12 protein-coding genes are annotated in these 14,623 nt (G+C 52.3%); 2 read left to right on the top strand and 10 right to left on the bottom strand.

Going from position 1 to position 14,623, the window contains the following annotated elements:
• Positions 1–3 precede the first annotated feature (3 nt).
• The 4 genes from J3P35_RS03455 to J3P35_RS03440 all read right to left on the bottom strand — a co-directional run bounded on the left by J3P35_RS03455 (position 4) and on the right by J3P35_RS03440 (position 4,092).
• Positions 4–1,011: a sugar phosphate nucleotidyltransferase gene (locus tag J3P35_RS03455; RefSeq protein WP_210462971.1), complete on the bottom strand. Its 1,008-nt coding sequence runs from the start codon at positions 1,009–1,011 to the stop codon at positions 4–6.
• Positions 1,012–1,172: 161 nt separating this feature from the next.
• Positions 1,173–1,619, bottom strand: coding sequence for a dUTP diphosphatase (gene dut, locus J3P35_RS03450; protein ID WP_210462970.1), 447 nt, complete (start codon positions 1,617–1,619; stop codon positions 1,173–1,175).
• Between the two features lie 23 nt (positions 1,620–1,642).
• Positions 1,643–3,154: a lipopolysaccharide biosynthesis protein gene (locus J3P35_RS03445; protein WP_210462969.1), complete on the bottom strand. Its 1,512-nt coding sequence runs from the start codon at positions 3,152–3,154 to the stop codon at positions 1,643–1,645.
• Between the two features lie 155 nt (positions 3,155–3,309).
• The gene (locus tag J3P35_RS03440; protein ID WP_210462968.1) at positions 3,310–4,092 is read right to left on the bottom strand and encodes an enoyl-CoA hydratase/isomerase family protein; all 783 of its coding nucleotides are present in this window, start codon (positions 4,090–4,092) and stop codon (positions 3,310–3,312) included.
• Between the two features lie 238 nt (positions 4,093–4,330).
• On the opposite strand from J3P35_RS03440, the gene J3P35_RS03435 reads away from it, so the two are divergent.
• Complete coding sequence (locus J3P35_RS03435) at positions 4,331–4,753, top strand: hypothetical protein (RefSeq protein ID WP_210462967.1); 423 nt, start codon at positions 4,331–4,333, stop codon at positions 4,751–4,753.
• Between the two features lie 277 nt (positions 4,754–5,030).
• On the opposite strand, the gene infB is transcribed toward J3P35_RS03435, so the two are convergent.
• The 5 genes from infB to J3P35_RS03410 form a co-directional block, all read right to left on the bottom strand.
• The gene (infB, locus tag J3P35_RS03430; RefSeq protein WP_210462966.1) at positions 5,031–8,339 is read right to left on the bottom strand and encodes a translation initiation factor IF-2; all 3,309 of its coding nucleotides are present in this window, start codon (positions 8,337–8,339) and stop codon (positions 5,031–5,033) included.
• Positions 8,340–8,509: 170 nt separating this feature from the next.
• Complete coding sequence (nusA, locus tag J3P35_RS03425) at positions 8,510–9,766, bottom strand: transcription termination factor NusA (RefSeq protein ID WP_210462965.1); 1,257 nt, start codon at positions 9,764–9,766, stop codon at positions 8,510–8,512.
• Between the two features lie 7 nt (positions 9,767–9,773).
• Positions 9,774–10,247: a ribosome maturation factor RimP gene (locus J3P35_RS03420; RefSeq protein ID WP_210462964.1), complete on the bottom strand. Its 474-nt coding sequence runs from the start codon at positions 10,245–10,247 to the stop codon at positions 9,774–9,776.
• A gap of 454 nt (positions 10,248–10,701) precedes the next feature.
• Positions 10,702–12,861 carry a ferrous iron transport protein B gene (gene feoB, locus J3P35_RS03415; protein ID WP_210462963.1) on the bottom strand — a complete coding sequence of 720 codons (2,160 nt, stop codon included), beginning with the start codon at positions 12,859–12,861 and terminating at the stop codon, positions 10,702–10,704.
• Positions 12,862–12,864: 3 nt separating this feature from the next.
• Entirely contained in the window at positions 12,865–13,098 is a 234-nt protein-coding gene (locus tag J3P35_RS03410) for a FeoA family protein (RefSeq protein WP_223808749.1), read from the bottom strand.
• 165 nt (positions 13,099–13,263) lie between these two features.
• Here J3P35_RS03410 and J3P35_RS03405 point away from each other — a divergent pair, with 165 nt between their 5' ends.
• Complete coding sequence (locus tag J3P35_RS03405; RefSeq protein WP_210462962.1) at positions 13,264–14,013, top strand: Bax inhibitor-1/YccA family protein; 750 nt, start codon at positions 13,264–13,266, stop codon at positions 14,011–14,013.
• 220 nt (positions 14,014–14,233) lie between these two features.
• On the opposite strand, the gene J3P35_RS03400 is transcribed toward J3P35_RS03405, so the two are convergent.
• Entirely contained in the window at positions 14,234–14,608 is a 375-nt protein-coding gene (locus J3P35_RS03400) for a carboxypeptidase-like regulatory domain-containing protein (protein WP_210462961.1), read from the bottom strand.
• Between the last annotated feature and the right edge of the window lie 15 nt (positions 14,609–14,623).

Here is a 14,623-nt window from a genome sequence, read left to right as displayed (position 1 = left end):
TGTCTAGCCACGCAGGGTATTGTAGTCGCCTAAGCTCAGGTCAGCCGGAATCCCTTCATACACAACGTAATTACCCACCATTGAGTTAGCTATATGGGCGTGGTTTACCTTGCTGTTTTCCTGCACAATGCTGTTGCTGATCACCGACCCGCTTACCTGGGTGTTGTTTCCAATTGAAACGTGCGGACCTACCACAGAATTGTTTAGTACTACGTTTTCCCCTAAATATACCGGCGGAATAATAACACTGTTGTTCACTTGCGCAGTTCCAGACACCAGGCCTTCTTCGTCTTGGATGTACTCAAGGTAACGCTGGTTTGTGAACACGGTAGAGTCTTTGTTTCCGCAGTCCAGCCACTCAGAGATCTGGCCAGGGATGAACACTGAGCCTTTGCTCTTCATGTTCTCCAGCGCGTTGGTGATCTGGTACTCGCCTTTGTCTTTGATGTCGTTGTCCAGCAAGTACTGCAACTCGCTGCGCAGGTACTCGCCATCTTTGAAATAATAGATCCCGATGATGGCCAGGTCAGAAACGAACTCCTGAGGTTTTTCCACAAACTCGGTGATGTGGCCTTGCTCGTTCAGTTTCACTACGCCAAACGGACGCGGGTCTTCTACTTTCTGTACCCAGATGGTGCCCTCGGCAGAGGTATCCAGTTTGAAGTCGGCTTTGAAAAGGGTATCGGCGAAAGCCACTACCACATTGCCTTTAAGCGCGCTCTGGGCGCACAGGATGGCGTGGGCGGTTCCCAGCGGCTGATCCTGATAATGGATTGTACCTACGGCGCCAACAGACTCCGCTATCTTCAATAACTTCGCCTCTACTTCAGCCCCAAACCTACCAATAATGAAGGCTACTTCTTCAATAGGCTCCTGACACACCTTGGCAATGTCTTCCACCAGGCGCTGCACAATAGGCTTACCCGCGATTGGAATAAGGGGTTTAGGAACAGTAAGGGTGTGCGGGCGCATACGTTTGCCCATGCCGGCCATTGGTACAATAATTCTCATAGTTTCTTTTATATAGGTTGCTTAGGTAAGGCCTACCTACGGGCTTTTTGGGTTTTGGATATACAAATTTTCGTTTTCTGGCTATTTCTTCTAAAATATAGCAAAAACCGAAGACATCCAATCCAGCAGGTAGCCTGAATTCAAAAAAATCGGGTTGTCTTCTAGTGCTTTCCGGTGCTGCCGTAGCCGCCGACGCCGCGCTCTGTGTCAGAGAGTTCCTCCACGGCTTGCCAGGCCACGCGCTCATACCGGGCCACTACCATCTGCGCGATGCGCTCGCCGTCTTCCACCACAAAATCTACATCGGAGAGATTTACCAGCAGCACTTTGATCTCACCGCGGTAATCGGCGTCAATGGTGCCGGGGCTGTTCACAATGGAGATGCCGTGCTTGAAGGCCAGCCCGCTGCGGGGTCTGATCTGGGCCTCGTGCCCCTCGGGCAGCTCAATGGAAAGCCCCGTGGGGATAAGCGTGCGCTGCAAGGGTTTAAGCGTTACGGGAGCGTTCAGGTTGGCATGCAGGTCCAGCCCGGCAGAATGCTCCGTGGCGTATGCGGGCAGCGGATGCTTACCCAGGTTGATGACTTTAACGGGAAGAGTGGTACTCATAGAAAGCTAATATACGAATTTATCTATTTAACGGCTGTTACGGGGGCATTTCGCTGCAGGGGCTTCTCCACCACCCACACCACGGCCAGGAACACGGCGCACAAAGCCAAGTGGTAGGCCTGCCGGAGCCAGAAGTTCTCAATGCCCCACGCGTACGCCAGCCAAATAAGGCCTGAGGCCAATAACAGGTACCCAAAGATGGCCTTAATGGGATACGGCACCGGGAAATACTTCTGCCCGATGGCATAGCATACCACTGACATGGTGAAGTAGCAAAGGAACGCCGCAATGGCGCTGCCCATATAGCCCAAAACTGGAATCAGCATGAAATTCGCCACTACGGTAACAATGGCCCCGAAGATGGTGATATAGGTGCCGTAATGAGTTTTATCGGTGAGTTTGAACCAGACCGTGAGGTTGTAGTAGACGCCGTTGAACAAGTAGGCCAGCAACAGCACCGGCACCACCTCCATACCTGTGCGGTACGCTTTCTGCCCCAGGAAATACTGGAAAAGGTCCAGGTTGGCGCTGATGCCCAGGTAGGCCAGGGCGCATACAATCACAAACCACCGCATGACTACCGCAAAAGTAGCCGGCGAGTTCTTTTCCTGCGACTGCGAGAAAAAGAACGGCTCTGCCGAATACCGGAACGCCTGAATCATGAGGCTCATCATGATGGCCAGCTTGTAATTGGCCCCGAAGATTCCGAGGGCATCCTCGTTTGTCACGCCTTTATAAAACCCTTCAGGCAACCAGTCCTCCAGCATGAGGCGGGAGAGCATTTCGTTTGTGGCACCGGCCAGCCCCATCACCAGGATAGGGAAAGCGTATACCAGCATTGGGGACATTTCCTTAAAACTGAGCCTGAAACGGAAATCAACAAACTCGCGCCAGAGCATGGGAATGAAGAGCAGGTTAGCCACCATGTTCACCAGGAAAATGTAGCCCACCCCCAAGTTGGGGTCATAAATGGTGTCAATGAAAGGGCGCAACCCCACCAAATATTTGCCTTCGTACACTTGGCGGCAAAAAATAAGGAAGAACAGGTTGCCGGCAATGACCAGAAAGATATTAGAGAGCCTGATAATGGCAAAGCGCACCGCTTGGTTTTCCAACCGCAGGCGGGCGAACGGAATAGCTGAGATAGCATCTACGGCCATGGTGATAGCCAGCCAGATGATGTACTTTTCCCGGCCCGGGTAACCCAACTCCGCCGCGATGGATGAGGAAAACAGCACAAGAACCGCCGTAAACAGCAGACTAGAAGTAAGGATCAGCGTCTGGACCTTGTGGTAGAGTTCCCGCCGATCTACGCCGGGTTTGTTTGCATACCTGAAGAAGGCCGTCTCCATGCCGTAGGTATACACAATGTTGAGGAAAGCCACTATGGCGTACAACTTGGTGACTACCCCGTACTCGGCGGGCGCGAACACGCCCGTGTACAAGGGCACCAGCAAATAATTCAGGGCCCGGCCCACAATGCTGCTGAGACCGTACGCCGCTGTTTGCCCTACCAGTTTTTTAGCAATACTCATATCTGGGGAATGGCAGGAAAATGAGGTTGATAAAGCGCGTTCATTTTTCCTTATGTACACCTACTCCCGTTCTGAGTCTGTTTTCTGTAAAACAGACCCAGAACGGGAGTAGGCAGAATTCAATGATAAGTTAGCTTTAACGCGTGCGGGAAAATTTATTCGCCTTTGAACGCAGGCTTGCGCTTCTCCAGAAACGCCGAGGTGCCTTCTTTGAAGTCTTCTGATCCGCAGCACCGGCTGAAGGAATTGGCCTCGGTTTGGTAGCCGTTTTCTTCTTTATCGTACCAGGCATTCACGCAGTCCACAATCATGCCCACTGCCAGCGGCGCTTTGGCCACAATCTTCTGCATGATCTCCAGGCACTTGTCCATCAACCCTTCGGGGGTAGTCACATGATTCACCAGCCCCACTTCTTTGGCCTCGGCGGCCGAGATCATGTCACCGGTCATCATGAGCTCCATGGCTTTGCCTTTGCCTACCAACTGGGTCAGGCGCTGCGTGCCACCGTAGCCCGGGATAATACCCAGGTTCACCTCAGGCTGCCCAAAACGGGCGTTCTCGCTGGCTACCCTGATGTGGCAAGCCATTGCCAGTTCACAGCCTCCGCCCAAGGCGAAACCATTCACCGCGGCAATCACAGGCTTAGGGCTCTCTTCAATCATGGAAAAGACATCCTGCCCCCGCTCCGCGAAACGGCGACCGTTCACCTCGTTCAACTCAGCAATCTCAGAGATATCGGCCCCGGCCACAAACGCCTTCTCCCCGCTTCCCGTAAGGATCACGCCCCGCACCTCTGGGTCATCATACACTTCCTGCATGGCGTTGTTGATCTCCTTTACCGTCTCAATGTTGAGGGCATTCATCTTGTTGGGCCTGTTGACCGTGATAAACAAAATGCCGCCTTTGTTCTCCAGCAGAAGGTTGTTGTATTGGACCATGTTCTATCTTCTAAACGTATGTTTCTCCTCTAAATAAGAGGCGCAAATATAAAGAAATCCACACAGATTACGGTGCTTGCCCACCACCCATTAAAAATACTCTTAATGCCTACTTTTTCAGTTATAACGCTTAGGAAAGTATAATATTTGTGCTTAACTTAAGTGTGAATATCTGGAACAGTTTTTGCGCCCTTCGCGTTACACGGCATATTTCCACCTCTCTTCGCATCTACGCTATATGACCACATTTTTTAGATACGTTGTGTTTGCCATGGCGCTGGTACTCCTAGGCGCTAATGCTACGCAAGCCTCGGCCCAGAAGCCCAGAAAATCAAAGCGCGAAGCCAGTCGGCGCGGTCCTGAAGGCATCAAGAAGGGCCAGTCTGGCTCCAGCAACGTGGACCGGGAGATGCTCCTGGACCGGCAGAAAGCAGTAGCCTCTGCCAAGACCAGCGGCGGTATGTACTCCGGACCGCGTTACTCCATGCCAGACAACAAGTATGACACTGGCAAGGGTGCCTTTTCTATAGGAACCTATAAAAACAAGGCGAAGAAGGTAAAGCAGCGGAAATCTAAAAGGCTTATTGACAAGGACAACCCCAACGGGAAAATGTATCAGCAGAGCCTGAACAAGCGTAACCGCAAGTTCCTGTTCTTTTAACCGGTTCACCACCCATATCAAAAGCCCCTTTCACCTGTGTGGAAGGGGCTTTCTTTTTTTAAAGGCATTTTGCTGAAGTCAGGGCTAAAACGTGAGTTCCTATGATTGGCAGAGGCACTCGTAGGACCTGCTGAAGGCTTTGCCTACGCAAATTCCCCTACGAACCACAATCACTTTACTTTCCAAAAAACAATCAGAAAACAGGGCAGAAACAAAAAGCCCCACCTTTTGGGTGGGGCTCTCTTTATCTGAAATCAACTTGTGACTTATCCGTGGATTACAGCGTCCGTTTAACTTCGCGCTCTTCGTAGGCTTCAATGATGTCGCCTTGCTGCAGATCGTTGAAGTTCTTGATACTGATACCGCACTCGTACCCTTGACGTACCTCGGCCGCATCGTCTTTGAAGCGTTTCAGGGCCAGGATCTCGCCGGAGTGAACCACGATACCATCGCGCACCAGACGTATCTTCGAGTTCCGGGTGATGGTACCATCGGTAACCATACAACCTGCAATAGTGCCCACCTTGGTGATCTTGAACACCTCGCGTACCTCTACATTGGCAACTACCACTTCCTGTACGGTTGGCGCCAACATACCTTCCATGGCGTCTTTCACCTCATTGATGGCGTTGTAGATGATAGAGTACAGGCGGATGTCTATCTGCTCCTGCTCTGCCAGCTTGCGGGCATTGGCCGACGGACGAACCTGGAAACCAATGATGATCGCATCTGAGGCGGAAGCCAACAGAACGTCTGACTCGGAGATCTGGCCCACCCCTTTGGACAGGATGTTCACCTGCACCTCTTCGGTAGACAGTTTCAATAATGAGTCAGAAAGGGCCTCTACTGAACCATCCACGTCACCACGCACAATCACATTCAACTCCTTGAAAGTACCGATGGCCAGACGGCGACCGATCTCATCCAGGGTGATGTGTTTCTTCGTGCGCATATTCTGCTCACGCTGCAATTGCTGACGGCTTACGGCAATCTCACGGGCTTCACGCTCAGTTTCCATTACCACAAACTTGTCACCGGCCTGCGGCGCTCCGTCAATACCCAACACCTGGATAGGCATGGATGGACCCGCAGCTTTATGACGACGTCCTAAAACGTCCGTCATCGCTTTCACGCGGCCGTAGTGCGAACCAGCTACCAGAATGTCCCCAATTTTAAGAGTACCGGTTTGTACCAATACGGTGGCCACGTATCCGCGGCCTTTATCCAGGGCAGCTTCAATCACAGTACCTACGGCACGGCGGTCTGGGTTGGCTCTTAGTTCTAATAACTCAGCTTCCAGCAATACTTTCTCCAACAGTTCGTCAATACCTTGTCCAGTCTTGGCCGAGATCTCCTGGCTTTGGTATTTACCGCCCCACTCTTCTACCAGTACGTTCAACTGGGCCAATTCCTCACGGATCTTGTCTGGGTTAGCGGTTGGTTTATCCACTTTGTTAATGGCAATCACGATAGGTGAACCGGCCGCCTGCGCGTGGTTCAAGGCCTCTTTCGTTTGCGGCATCACGCTGTCGTCAGCAGCTACCACAATGATTACCACGTCGGTTACTTTGGCACCACGGGCACGCATGGCGGTAAAGGCCTCGTGACCCGGCGTATCCAGGAACGTGATGTCTTTTCCGGCATCGGTGGTTACCTGGTAGGCGCCAATGTGCTGGGTAATACCCCCTGCCTCACCGGCGGTTACTTTGGTTCTTCTGATATAATCCAGCAAAGAGGTTTTACCGTGGTCAACGTGACCCATAATGGTCACAATTGGCGCGCGCGGCTGCAGATCTTCTTCTGCATCTTCCTCCTCGGCTCCTAGGTTTTCTTCGTCCTCGGTGGTAGCGAACTGGATCTCGTAGCCAAACTCATCAGCGATGATGGTGATAGCTTCAGCATCAAGGCGCTGGTTGATGGATACGAACATACCCAGGTTCATACAGGTCTTGATCACCTCGTTCACGCTCACGTCCATCAAGGCCGCCAGGTCATTCGCAGACACGAACTCAGTTACGCGTAGAATCTTAGATTCCAGCTGCTCCTGCATTCTGCGCTCATCGGCGGCATCTGCCACGGCAGAGCGTTTTTCACGGCGGTACTTGGCACGGTTTCCTTGGTTACCGCCTTTACCACCGCTCAGACGGGCCAGAGTAGCCTTGATCTGATCCTGGATTTCTTTATCTGTCAGTTCAGCACGTGGAGCAGCCGGGGCCGGACGATTACCGCCACCGCCTCCTGGGCGCTGACCTGGGCCTCCGCCCGCTGGGCGATTCCCTTGGTATCCTCCACCGCCACCCGGACGTTGTCCCTGACCTGGTCCGCCGGCGTTGCCCTGGCGGTTAGCCGCCTGGCCTGTTCCCAACGGACGGGTACTGGTTGCTCTGTCACCGGCGCGATGTCCTTGCTGTTGCGGGGCATTGTTGCCACCACCTTGTGCACCGGTTTTAGGTACTTCAATGCGTTTGCGTTTCTTCTTGTCTCCGCCACCCTGGCCTTGCTGACCTGGGGCACCCGGCTGGTTTCCGCGGCGGCGCTCATCTGATGACGCCACTGGTTTACCGCCTTTGCCACGGCCTCCGCTTACCGGAAGCTCAATCTTACCAAGTACGGTCAAGCCTTTCAGCTGGTCTGCCTGTGCTTTGATGGTAGACTGTGGTGCCTCTGGTGCGCTTGGCTCAGCAGGCTTGTCTGCTGCGGCAGGTGCAAGAGTTGCTGCTACCGGCGTGGAAGCGGGAGCTGGCGTTGGAGTAGCTGCCGGAGTTTCTGGTCTTGCTTCCTGTGGTGCAGGTGCAGGCGCAGCCGGTCTTGGCGTTTCGGCTACTGGAGCCGGTGTTGTAGTTGGCGCTGGAGCAGCAGGTCTTTCAACTGCAGCCGGAGCTTCCGGGGCTTTGGCTTCAACCGGGGCTTGTGCTGCCGGAGCAGCAGGTGCCACTGCAGCGGGCTTAGGGGCCTCAGCTACCGGAGTAGGAGCTGGCGCTGGTGCAGGGGTTGGCGCCGGAGCGGCCGGCCTTTCGGTTACGGCTGGTGTTTCTGCTGGTCTGGCTGGCGCGGCGGCAGCTGGTGCCGGAGCCTGCGCTACCGGGGCCGGAGCAGGTGCTGGGGCCGCAACTGGTGCTGGTTTGGGGATTGGTCTGCCTTTGGCATCCAGGTCAATCTTGCCCAGGATCTTGATTCCTGGCAAAGCAGAACCCCCTGCGGCGGCTGTGGCCGGAGCAGGGGCTGGTGCTTGCGCGGGAGCCTGCGGCGCCGGAGCGGCCGGTCTTGGCTGCTCTGCGGGCTGCGTTCTCACCTGATTGGATTTGATAAACATCTCCGGCTCAGGCTCGTGCTGCTTTTTAGGCTCAGGCCGGTGCTCATGCTCAGCCGGCTTTTTCCCGATGTTCAGTTCTGCTGCCTCGGCCTTGGCCTGCATGGAGGAAGCAAATTCTTTCGACAGCATATTGAACTGCTCCGGGGTAATTTTTGAAGTAGGTTTATTCTCGATCTCAACCCCTTTCTTGCCCAGGAATTCTACTACCGTGGCAAGGCTGATGTTTAAGGTGGTTGCTACCTGCTTAAGCCTCATCGATCTTTCTTCTGACATGTTCAAATATGCTGTTATAATTTACTTTTAGTAGTTACTTGTTTCTTACTCATTAAAAAGGATGGGTGGCCATGACGACTTCGCGTTTTTGCCCTGTTTCCCGGAAAATAGGCCAAAAATGGCACCCACCCTCCAGTAAGGTCAAATAACCCGGCACATAAAGCGCACCACTAGTTGTTGCTTTCTTCTGAATCAAACTCTTGGCGGATGATGTTGAGCAGGTCTTCCACGGTCTCTTCTTCAAGCTCCGTTCTGCGCACCAGATCTTCCTTGCTGACGGCCATCACGCTGCGGGCTGTGTCCAGACCAATACGCTTCAGCTCGTCAATTACCCAGCTTTCAATCTCGTCAGAGAATTCTTCCAGGTTAATATCTTCTTCAAACCCTTCGGTTTCACGGAACACGTCAATCTCTAGACCCACCAGTTTGCTGGCGAGTTTGATGTTCTGCCCGCCTTTACCAATGGCTAGGGAAACCTGGTCTGGTTTCAGGAACACAGAGGCGCGTCCGGTTTCTTCGTTTATTTTGATGCTGCTGATCTTGGCAGGGCTCAAGGCCCGCTGGATGTACAGCTCCATGTTGTCTGTGTAGTTGATCACGTCAATGTTCTCGTTCTCCAGCTCACGCACGATGGTATGGATACGCGAACCTTTCATGCCCACGCAGGCACCTACCGGGTCAATGCGGTCATCGTAAGACTCCACGGCTACCTTGGCACGCTCGCCTGGCTCCCGCACAATCTTCTTGATGGTGATGAGGCCGTCAAAAATCTCAGGCACTTCGCCTTCAAACAGACGCTCCAGGAACTGCGGAGAAGTACGGGAAAGAATGATTTTTGGGTTACCGTTGATGATCTCCACGCGCTGAACCACCGCCCGCACCACGTCACCTTTGCGGTAACGGTCTTTGGGGATCTGCTCAGACTTAGGAATCAAGAGTTCATTGTCCTCAGAGTCAAGGATCAACACCTCGCGGTTCCATACCTGGTAGACCTCGCCGGAGATGATCTCCCCTACCTGGTCTTTGTATTTCTGGTACAGCAGGTCTTTCTCCAGGTCTTTCACCCGTTGGATAAGGGTCTGGCGGGCAGTCAATACGGCGCGGCGACCGAAGTCCTCCAGCTTGATCAGCTCAGAAACTTCTTCGCCCACCTCAAAGTCAGGCTCAATCTTGCGGGCCTCAGAAAGGCTTATCTTATCATCATCCCAGATGTCCTCTGAGTTATCGTCCACAATCTCGCGGTTACGCCAAATTTCAAGATCGCCTTTCTCTACGTTCAGGATGATGTCAAAATTCTCATCAGTAGACCATTTCTTCCGGATCATGGTGCGGAACACGTCTTCCAAGATCCGCATCATGGTAGGGCGGTCAATGTTCTTGAATTTAGCGAACTCCGCAAACGACTCGATCAATACTGAACTATCCATGTCTTTCTTATTTAAAAGAGATTACAATCTGCGCTTTCACAATATCACTGAAGGCCACGTGCACGGGCTCCAGCAACGCTTTCTTATGTTTCTGTTTCACTTCCTCGGCCAGCAGGATGCCGTCTTCCAGCACATCCCTGATCTCACCGGTTTTCTCTACGCCACCCGCAAAGGTCAGCTTCACGGTGCGGCCAATATTTTTTCTATAGTGCCGTTCTGTGGTAAGCGGAAAATCCACGCCCGGAGAGGACACCTCTATCACGTAGCTGAATTCCTCACCCATGGCCTCTTCAATGCGCTTAGACACCCGGCGGCTGATCTGCGCGCACTGGTCAATGCTGATGCCTTGGTCACCGTCGGCGAGGATGGTCACCTTGGGCCGCACGGGCGTATCAGAGACCTTCACGCTCACAATGAACAGGTCCGGCTCTGGCAAAGCTGCCTGCGCAAATTCCTCAATCGTTTTTTCCTCTAGGGCCATTCGCAATCTGGATAACAAATAAAAAGGGGGACTCTCTCGTCCCCTCCAATTCACTTTAATCGCACAAATGTACAAACAAATCCACTGAAACACAAGCAACAGGGCATTATGTACGCTTTAAGATCATGTAAAAGAAAATCAGCGCCGGGAAGAACCGCTTTTTTTCAGTCTTCTGTTGACCAGAAAACCGAGGCTGCTCACCTAGGAATTAACCAAGAACATGCCTATATAGTTCAAAATGGATAAAGATGGTTTTATGGCCCTTTTCAGGGAAACAGCCCCAAAGCGCAGACGCAAATAAATTCTGTTGCCCCCCTGGTGCAGAATCATATCTGAGGCAAGGCCCAGGAAACATGTACTTTGAAAAAAGGCAACCCTGAAGAGATTGCCTTTTTTCAAAGTACATACCGCTTTGGGTCTGTTTTCAAGAAAGAGGTCCCAAAACGCAAGAAACTCAGGAGAACAACCGGAACACCAGGAAGGCCGAGGCATACGCCAGACCGGTCATATACAGCATTTGCAGGATAGGCCATTTCCAGCCTTTCGTCTCCCGATACACCACCGCAATGGTGCTCATACACTGCATAGCAAAGACGTAGAAAATGAGCAGCGAGAAGGCACGGGCCGGCGTGAAGAACGGCTGTCCAAACTCGTCTTTCTCGGCCATCAGTTTTTCTTTCACGGTAGAGATGTTCTCTGAGTCACCCACGCTGTAGATGGTGGAGATGGTGCCCACAAACACCTCGCGCGCCGCAAAGGAAGTGAGCAACGCAATGCCAACTTTCCAGTCATAGCCCAGCGGACGGATGGCCGGCTCTATGAACTTCCCGAACTGCCCGGCATAAGACGCCTCCAGCTTCTGCCCGGCGATGTGCGCCTCGGCATCAGCTTCGCTCAAATTCATAGTGGTGAGTTCGGTGGAAGCCTGTTTTTCGGCCTGCACAATGGCATTGCCAGGACCGTAGGAAGACAGGACCCAAAGCACCACCGAGATGGCCAGAATCACCTTACCTGCCTGAAACACAAACGCTTTTACTTTCTCTACAATGGTGAGGCCCACGTTTTTCCAGCGCGGCATTTTGTAGGTAGGGAACTCCATGATGAAGTAGCTGCGCTCTTTCGTTTTGAGCACCCATTTCAATAAAGCCGCCGAAAGAATGGCCGCCACAAACCCGATCAGGTACAAGCCCATCAAGACCAATCCCTGCAGGCTCATGAAGCCCAGGAAATACTTCTCTGGCACTACCAGTGCGATCATCACCGTGTAAATGGGCAGACGCGCCGAGCAGCTCATGAGCGGCGTCACAAAGATGGTGATCATGCGGTCTTTCCAGTTGTCAATGGTGCGGGTGGCCATGATCGCCGGCACCGCGCAGGCCACGCCCGAGATGAGCGGAACCACGCTTTTCCCGTTCAGCCCGAATTTGCGCATGATTTTGTCCATCAGGAAAGTCACGCGGGCCATGTAACCAGTTTCCTCCAACACCGCGATGAAGGCGAACAGCAGGGCAATCTGGGGAATGAAGATGAGCACGCCGCCCAATCCGGCCAAGATGCCATCGGTGAGCAAATCTACCAAAGGACCATCGGCTTGGGTATGGATCCAGGCATTGAGGGTAGCCACCCCGGAGTCAATCAAATCCATGGGGTAAGCGGCCCACGCGAAGATGGCCTGGAAGATCATGAACAGCACCCCAAAGAAAATGAGGTAGCCAAAGATTTTGTGCGTGAGCACCTGGTCCAGTTTGTTGCTGAACTGCTCGTTGTTCTCGGCTTTGGTCACGCGCATGGCATCCAGCAGCAGACCGTTGATGCGGGTGTATCGGTCTACCGTCTCACTAGCCTGCAGCGCGTTGGAATGAAAGCCGTATTTCTTCACCAGCTCGCCTATGTACTCTTTGTCATCATCGGAGAGGAAAGACAGTTTGTGGTATTGGTGGGCGTAGTGCCAGGCCAAGTAATCATTGCTGAGCTCAAAGTAGTAGCGGATCTGGCGCACCATCACCAGCAAGTCATCTGGAATTGGGAAGAAAGTGGTTTTAGGCGCCTCCAATTCTTGCGAGAGCAGAATCTTGAGAGCCGCCAGACCGCTGCCGGTACGGGCGTTCACCGGAATCACCGGCACACCCAGTTCTGCCTGCAACTCGGCCACATCAATCTTCACACCGTGCTTCTCGGCCACGTCCATCATGTTCAGGGCCAGCACCGCCGGAATCTTCAGGTCGGCGAGCTGGGTGAAGAGCAACAGGTTACGCTTCAGGTTAGAGGCATCGGCGGTGATGATGAGCACATCCGGGTAAGAGGCGGCTTTTTTGTCGTGGAGCAGGTCAATGATCACCTTCTCATCCAGCGACTTGGGGTAGAGGCTATAGGTACCTGGCAAGTCAATGACCTGCGCCTTGAGGTTTGGGGTAAGCTGGCTGATACCGGTTTTCTTGTCAACGGTAACGCCCGGGAAGTTGCCCACCTTCTGGTTCAGACCGGTTAAATGGTTGAACAACGAAGATTTCCCGGAGTTGGGATTACCGATCAGGGCAATCTTGGCCACCTTACGGGCGGTGGGAACAGTGGTATGCGGAACGGAGGCGGGGGCCGGCGCAAGAACTTCAGACATAGACTAAGCCTTTAACTTGATGGTAGCAGCTTCGTCTAAACGCAAGGAAAGGGTGTAATCGTTCACAATGATGGTAATGGGGTCGCCAAGGGGGGCACGGCTGTTGAGTTTTACCTCCTCGCCGGGAATACAGCCCATCTCCAGCAGTTTCAAAGACATTTCGGGGTCGGTTAAGCAACAGATCACCCCCTTCTCCCCAATCTTCAAATCCCGCACACTCTTTTGCTCTCTTTGCACCTTGCTTCTCTTATTTAGACTTGTTATAAACAGCCGCAAGGTACAAGGTGTTCCTTTTGAATCCAAAAAGAAGCGGATGTTTTGCGCTTCAGGCCTTTATCGGCCCGATTTTAGCTTGTATTTCTACTGATTTTTGTCTACTTTTCGTGAAAACAAGCTAAAAACATGTCACTTTTCTCTTCTAACAACCCCGCATTAAAAGAAGAAGCGTTTATGCAGGCGGCAGTTCCGCAAGCCGTTGAAGGTCCGGTCATGACCCTGAACGGCACCATTGCAAAATCGGCGCTGCTGCTGGGCATTGTACTGGCGTTCGCTGTTTTCTCCTGGGATCTGTTCTCCGTGATGGGCGTTCCCCTGCCGTTCCTGGTGTCCATTCCGCTGGTGGGCGTAGGGCTGGCCTTCCTGATTGTCTTCAAAAAACACTGGGCGGCTTACATTGCCCCCATCTACTGCGCGCTGCAGGGATTGTTCCTGGGTGGCGTCTCCGGTATTCTGGAAATGAAGTTTCCTGGCATCGCGAACCAGGCCATGCTACTCACCTTTACCGTGTTCGGGGGTATGCTGCTGCTGTACAGCACTGGTGTCATCAGAGCGACTGAGCGTTTTAAGTCTATTATCATTACGGCCACCTTCGGGATTTTCTGCTACTACATGATCTCTTTTGTGCTGCAGTTCTTCGGGGTGGAGATGGCCCTGATCCATAGCACCGGCACGGCTGGTATTATCTTCAGTGTTCTGGTGGTGATCATCGCGGCCATGAACCTGATCCTGGATTTTGACACCATTGAGCAAGGCGTGACCTATGGCGCCCCCAAGAACATGGAGTGGTACGCTGCCTTCGGGTTGGCTGTCACCCTGATCTGGCTGTACATTGAGATCCTGCGACTGCTTTCTAAATTGAACAGCCGCAACTAATACACAACCCGCGTCTTTCACGGCCGTACATACCTGTATATCAACTTTGTACAATTATGCCGAAGACAAAGAAAGACCAGAAGAAAGAAGACCCATGCTGGAAAGGCTATGAACAGGCCGGCATGAAAGACAAGGAAGGCAAAAAGGTGCCTAACTGCATAAAGAAAGACTAACCCTTTAACATAGAAAACGCCACTGAGATATCAGTGGCGTTTTTGTTTTAATAGTCGGCCCAGAGCCTAACCTTTATTTCAACTATATCTCCGGTCTTAAACTCCACTGAATCTGTCAAACTATAATAACCAATATAGGAACTTGTTATTTGATACTTTCCTGAAGGTATATGCCGAAATTCAAAACCACCATCTTCATTACAGATTTTAGAAAAGGAGTTTTCTTTATTAATAAATTTCACTTTAGCACCTGGCAATCCAAATTTCCCATATAGTGAAAGCAATTTGCCGGATACATTCACTATTAAAGTATCCATCACTCCAATTCTCTTTATTTCCATAATAGAATTGTCTTTTTTGGCACGAGTTACATTATGACTGCAGCTACAAACAGTAGTTACAATCATTAAAGCCAGAATCATAATTTTCGCCTGATG

The sequence above is a fragment of the Rufibacter roseolus genome (genome assembly GCF_017916365.1).
GTDB lineage: Bacteria > Bacteroidota > Bacteroidia > Cytophagales > Hymenobacteraceae > Nibribacter > Nibribacter roseolus.
This window is presented reverse-complemented; position numbering and strand designations above follow the sequence as displayed.

What these genes read in the sequence shown, in the direction of transcription:
- J3P35_RS03455 (WP_210462971.1), bottom strand. Translation starts at nt 1,011, where the DNA reads ATGAGAATTATTGTACCAATGGCCGGCATGGGCAAACGTATGCGCCCG.
- dut (WP_210462970.1), bottom strand. Translation starts at nt 1,619, where the DNA reads ATGAGTACCACTCTTCCCGTTAAAGTCATCAACCTGGGTAAGCATCCG.
- J3P35_RS03445 (WP_210462969.1), bottom strand. Translation starts at nt 3,154, where the DNA reads ATGAGTATTGCTAAAAAACTGGTAGGGCAAACAGCGGCGTACGGTCTC.
- J3P35_RS03440 (WP_210462968.1), bottom strand. Translation starts at nt 4,092, where the DNA reads ATGGTCCAATACAACAACCTTCTGCTGGAGAACAAAGGCGGCATTTTG.
- J3P35_RS03435 (WP_210462967.1), top strand. Translation starts at nt 4,331, where the DNA reads ATGACCACATTTTTTAGATACGTTGTGTTTGCCATGGCGCTGGTACTC.
- infB (WP_210462966.1), bottom strand. Translation starts at nt 8,339, where the DNA reads ATGTCAGAAGAAAGATCGATGAGGCTTAAGCAGGTAGCAACCACCTTA.
- nusA (WP_210462965.1), bottom strand. Translation starts at nt 9,766, where the DNA reads ATGGATAGTTCAGTATTGATCGAGTCGTTTGCGGAGTTCGCTAAATTC.
- J3P35_RS03420 (WP_210462964.1), bottom strand. Translation starts at nt 10,247, where the DNA reads ATGGCCCTAGAGGAAAAAACGATTGAGGAATTTGCGCAGGCAGCTTTG.
- feoB (WP_210462963.1), bottom strand. Translation starts at nt 12,861, where the DNA reads ATGTCTGAAGTTCTTGCGCCGGCCCCCGCCTCCGTTCCGCATACCACT.
- J3P35_RS03405 (WP_210462962.1), top strand. Translation starts at nt 13,264, where the DNA reads ATGTCACTTTTCTCTTCTAACAACCCCGCATTAAAAGAAGAAGCGTTT.
- J3P35_RS03400 (WP_210462961.1), bottom strand. Translation starts at nt 14,608, where the DNA reads ATGATTCTGGCTTTAATGATTGTAACTACTGTTTGTAGCTGCAGTCAT.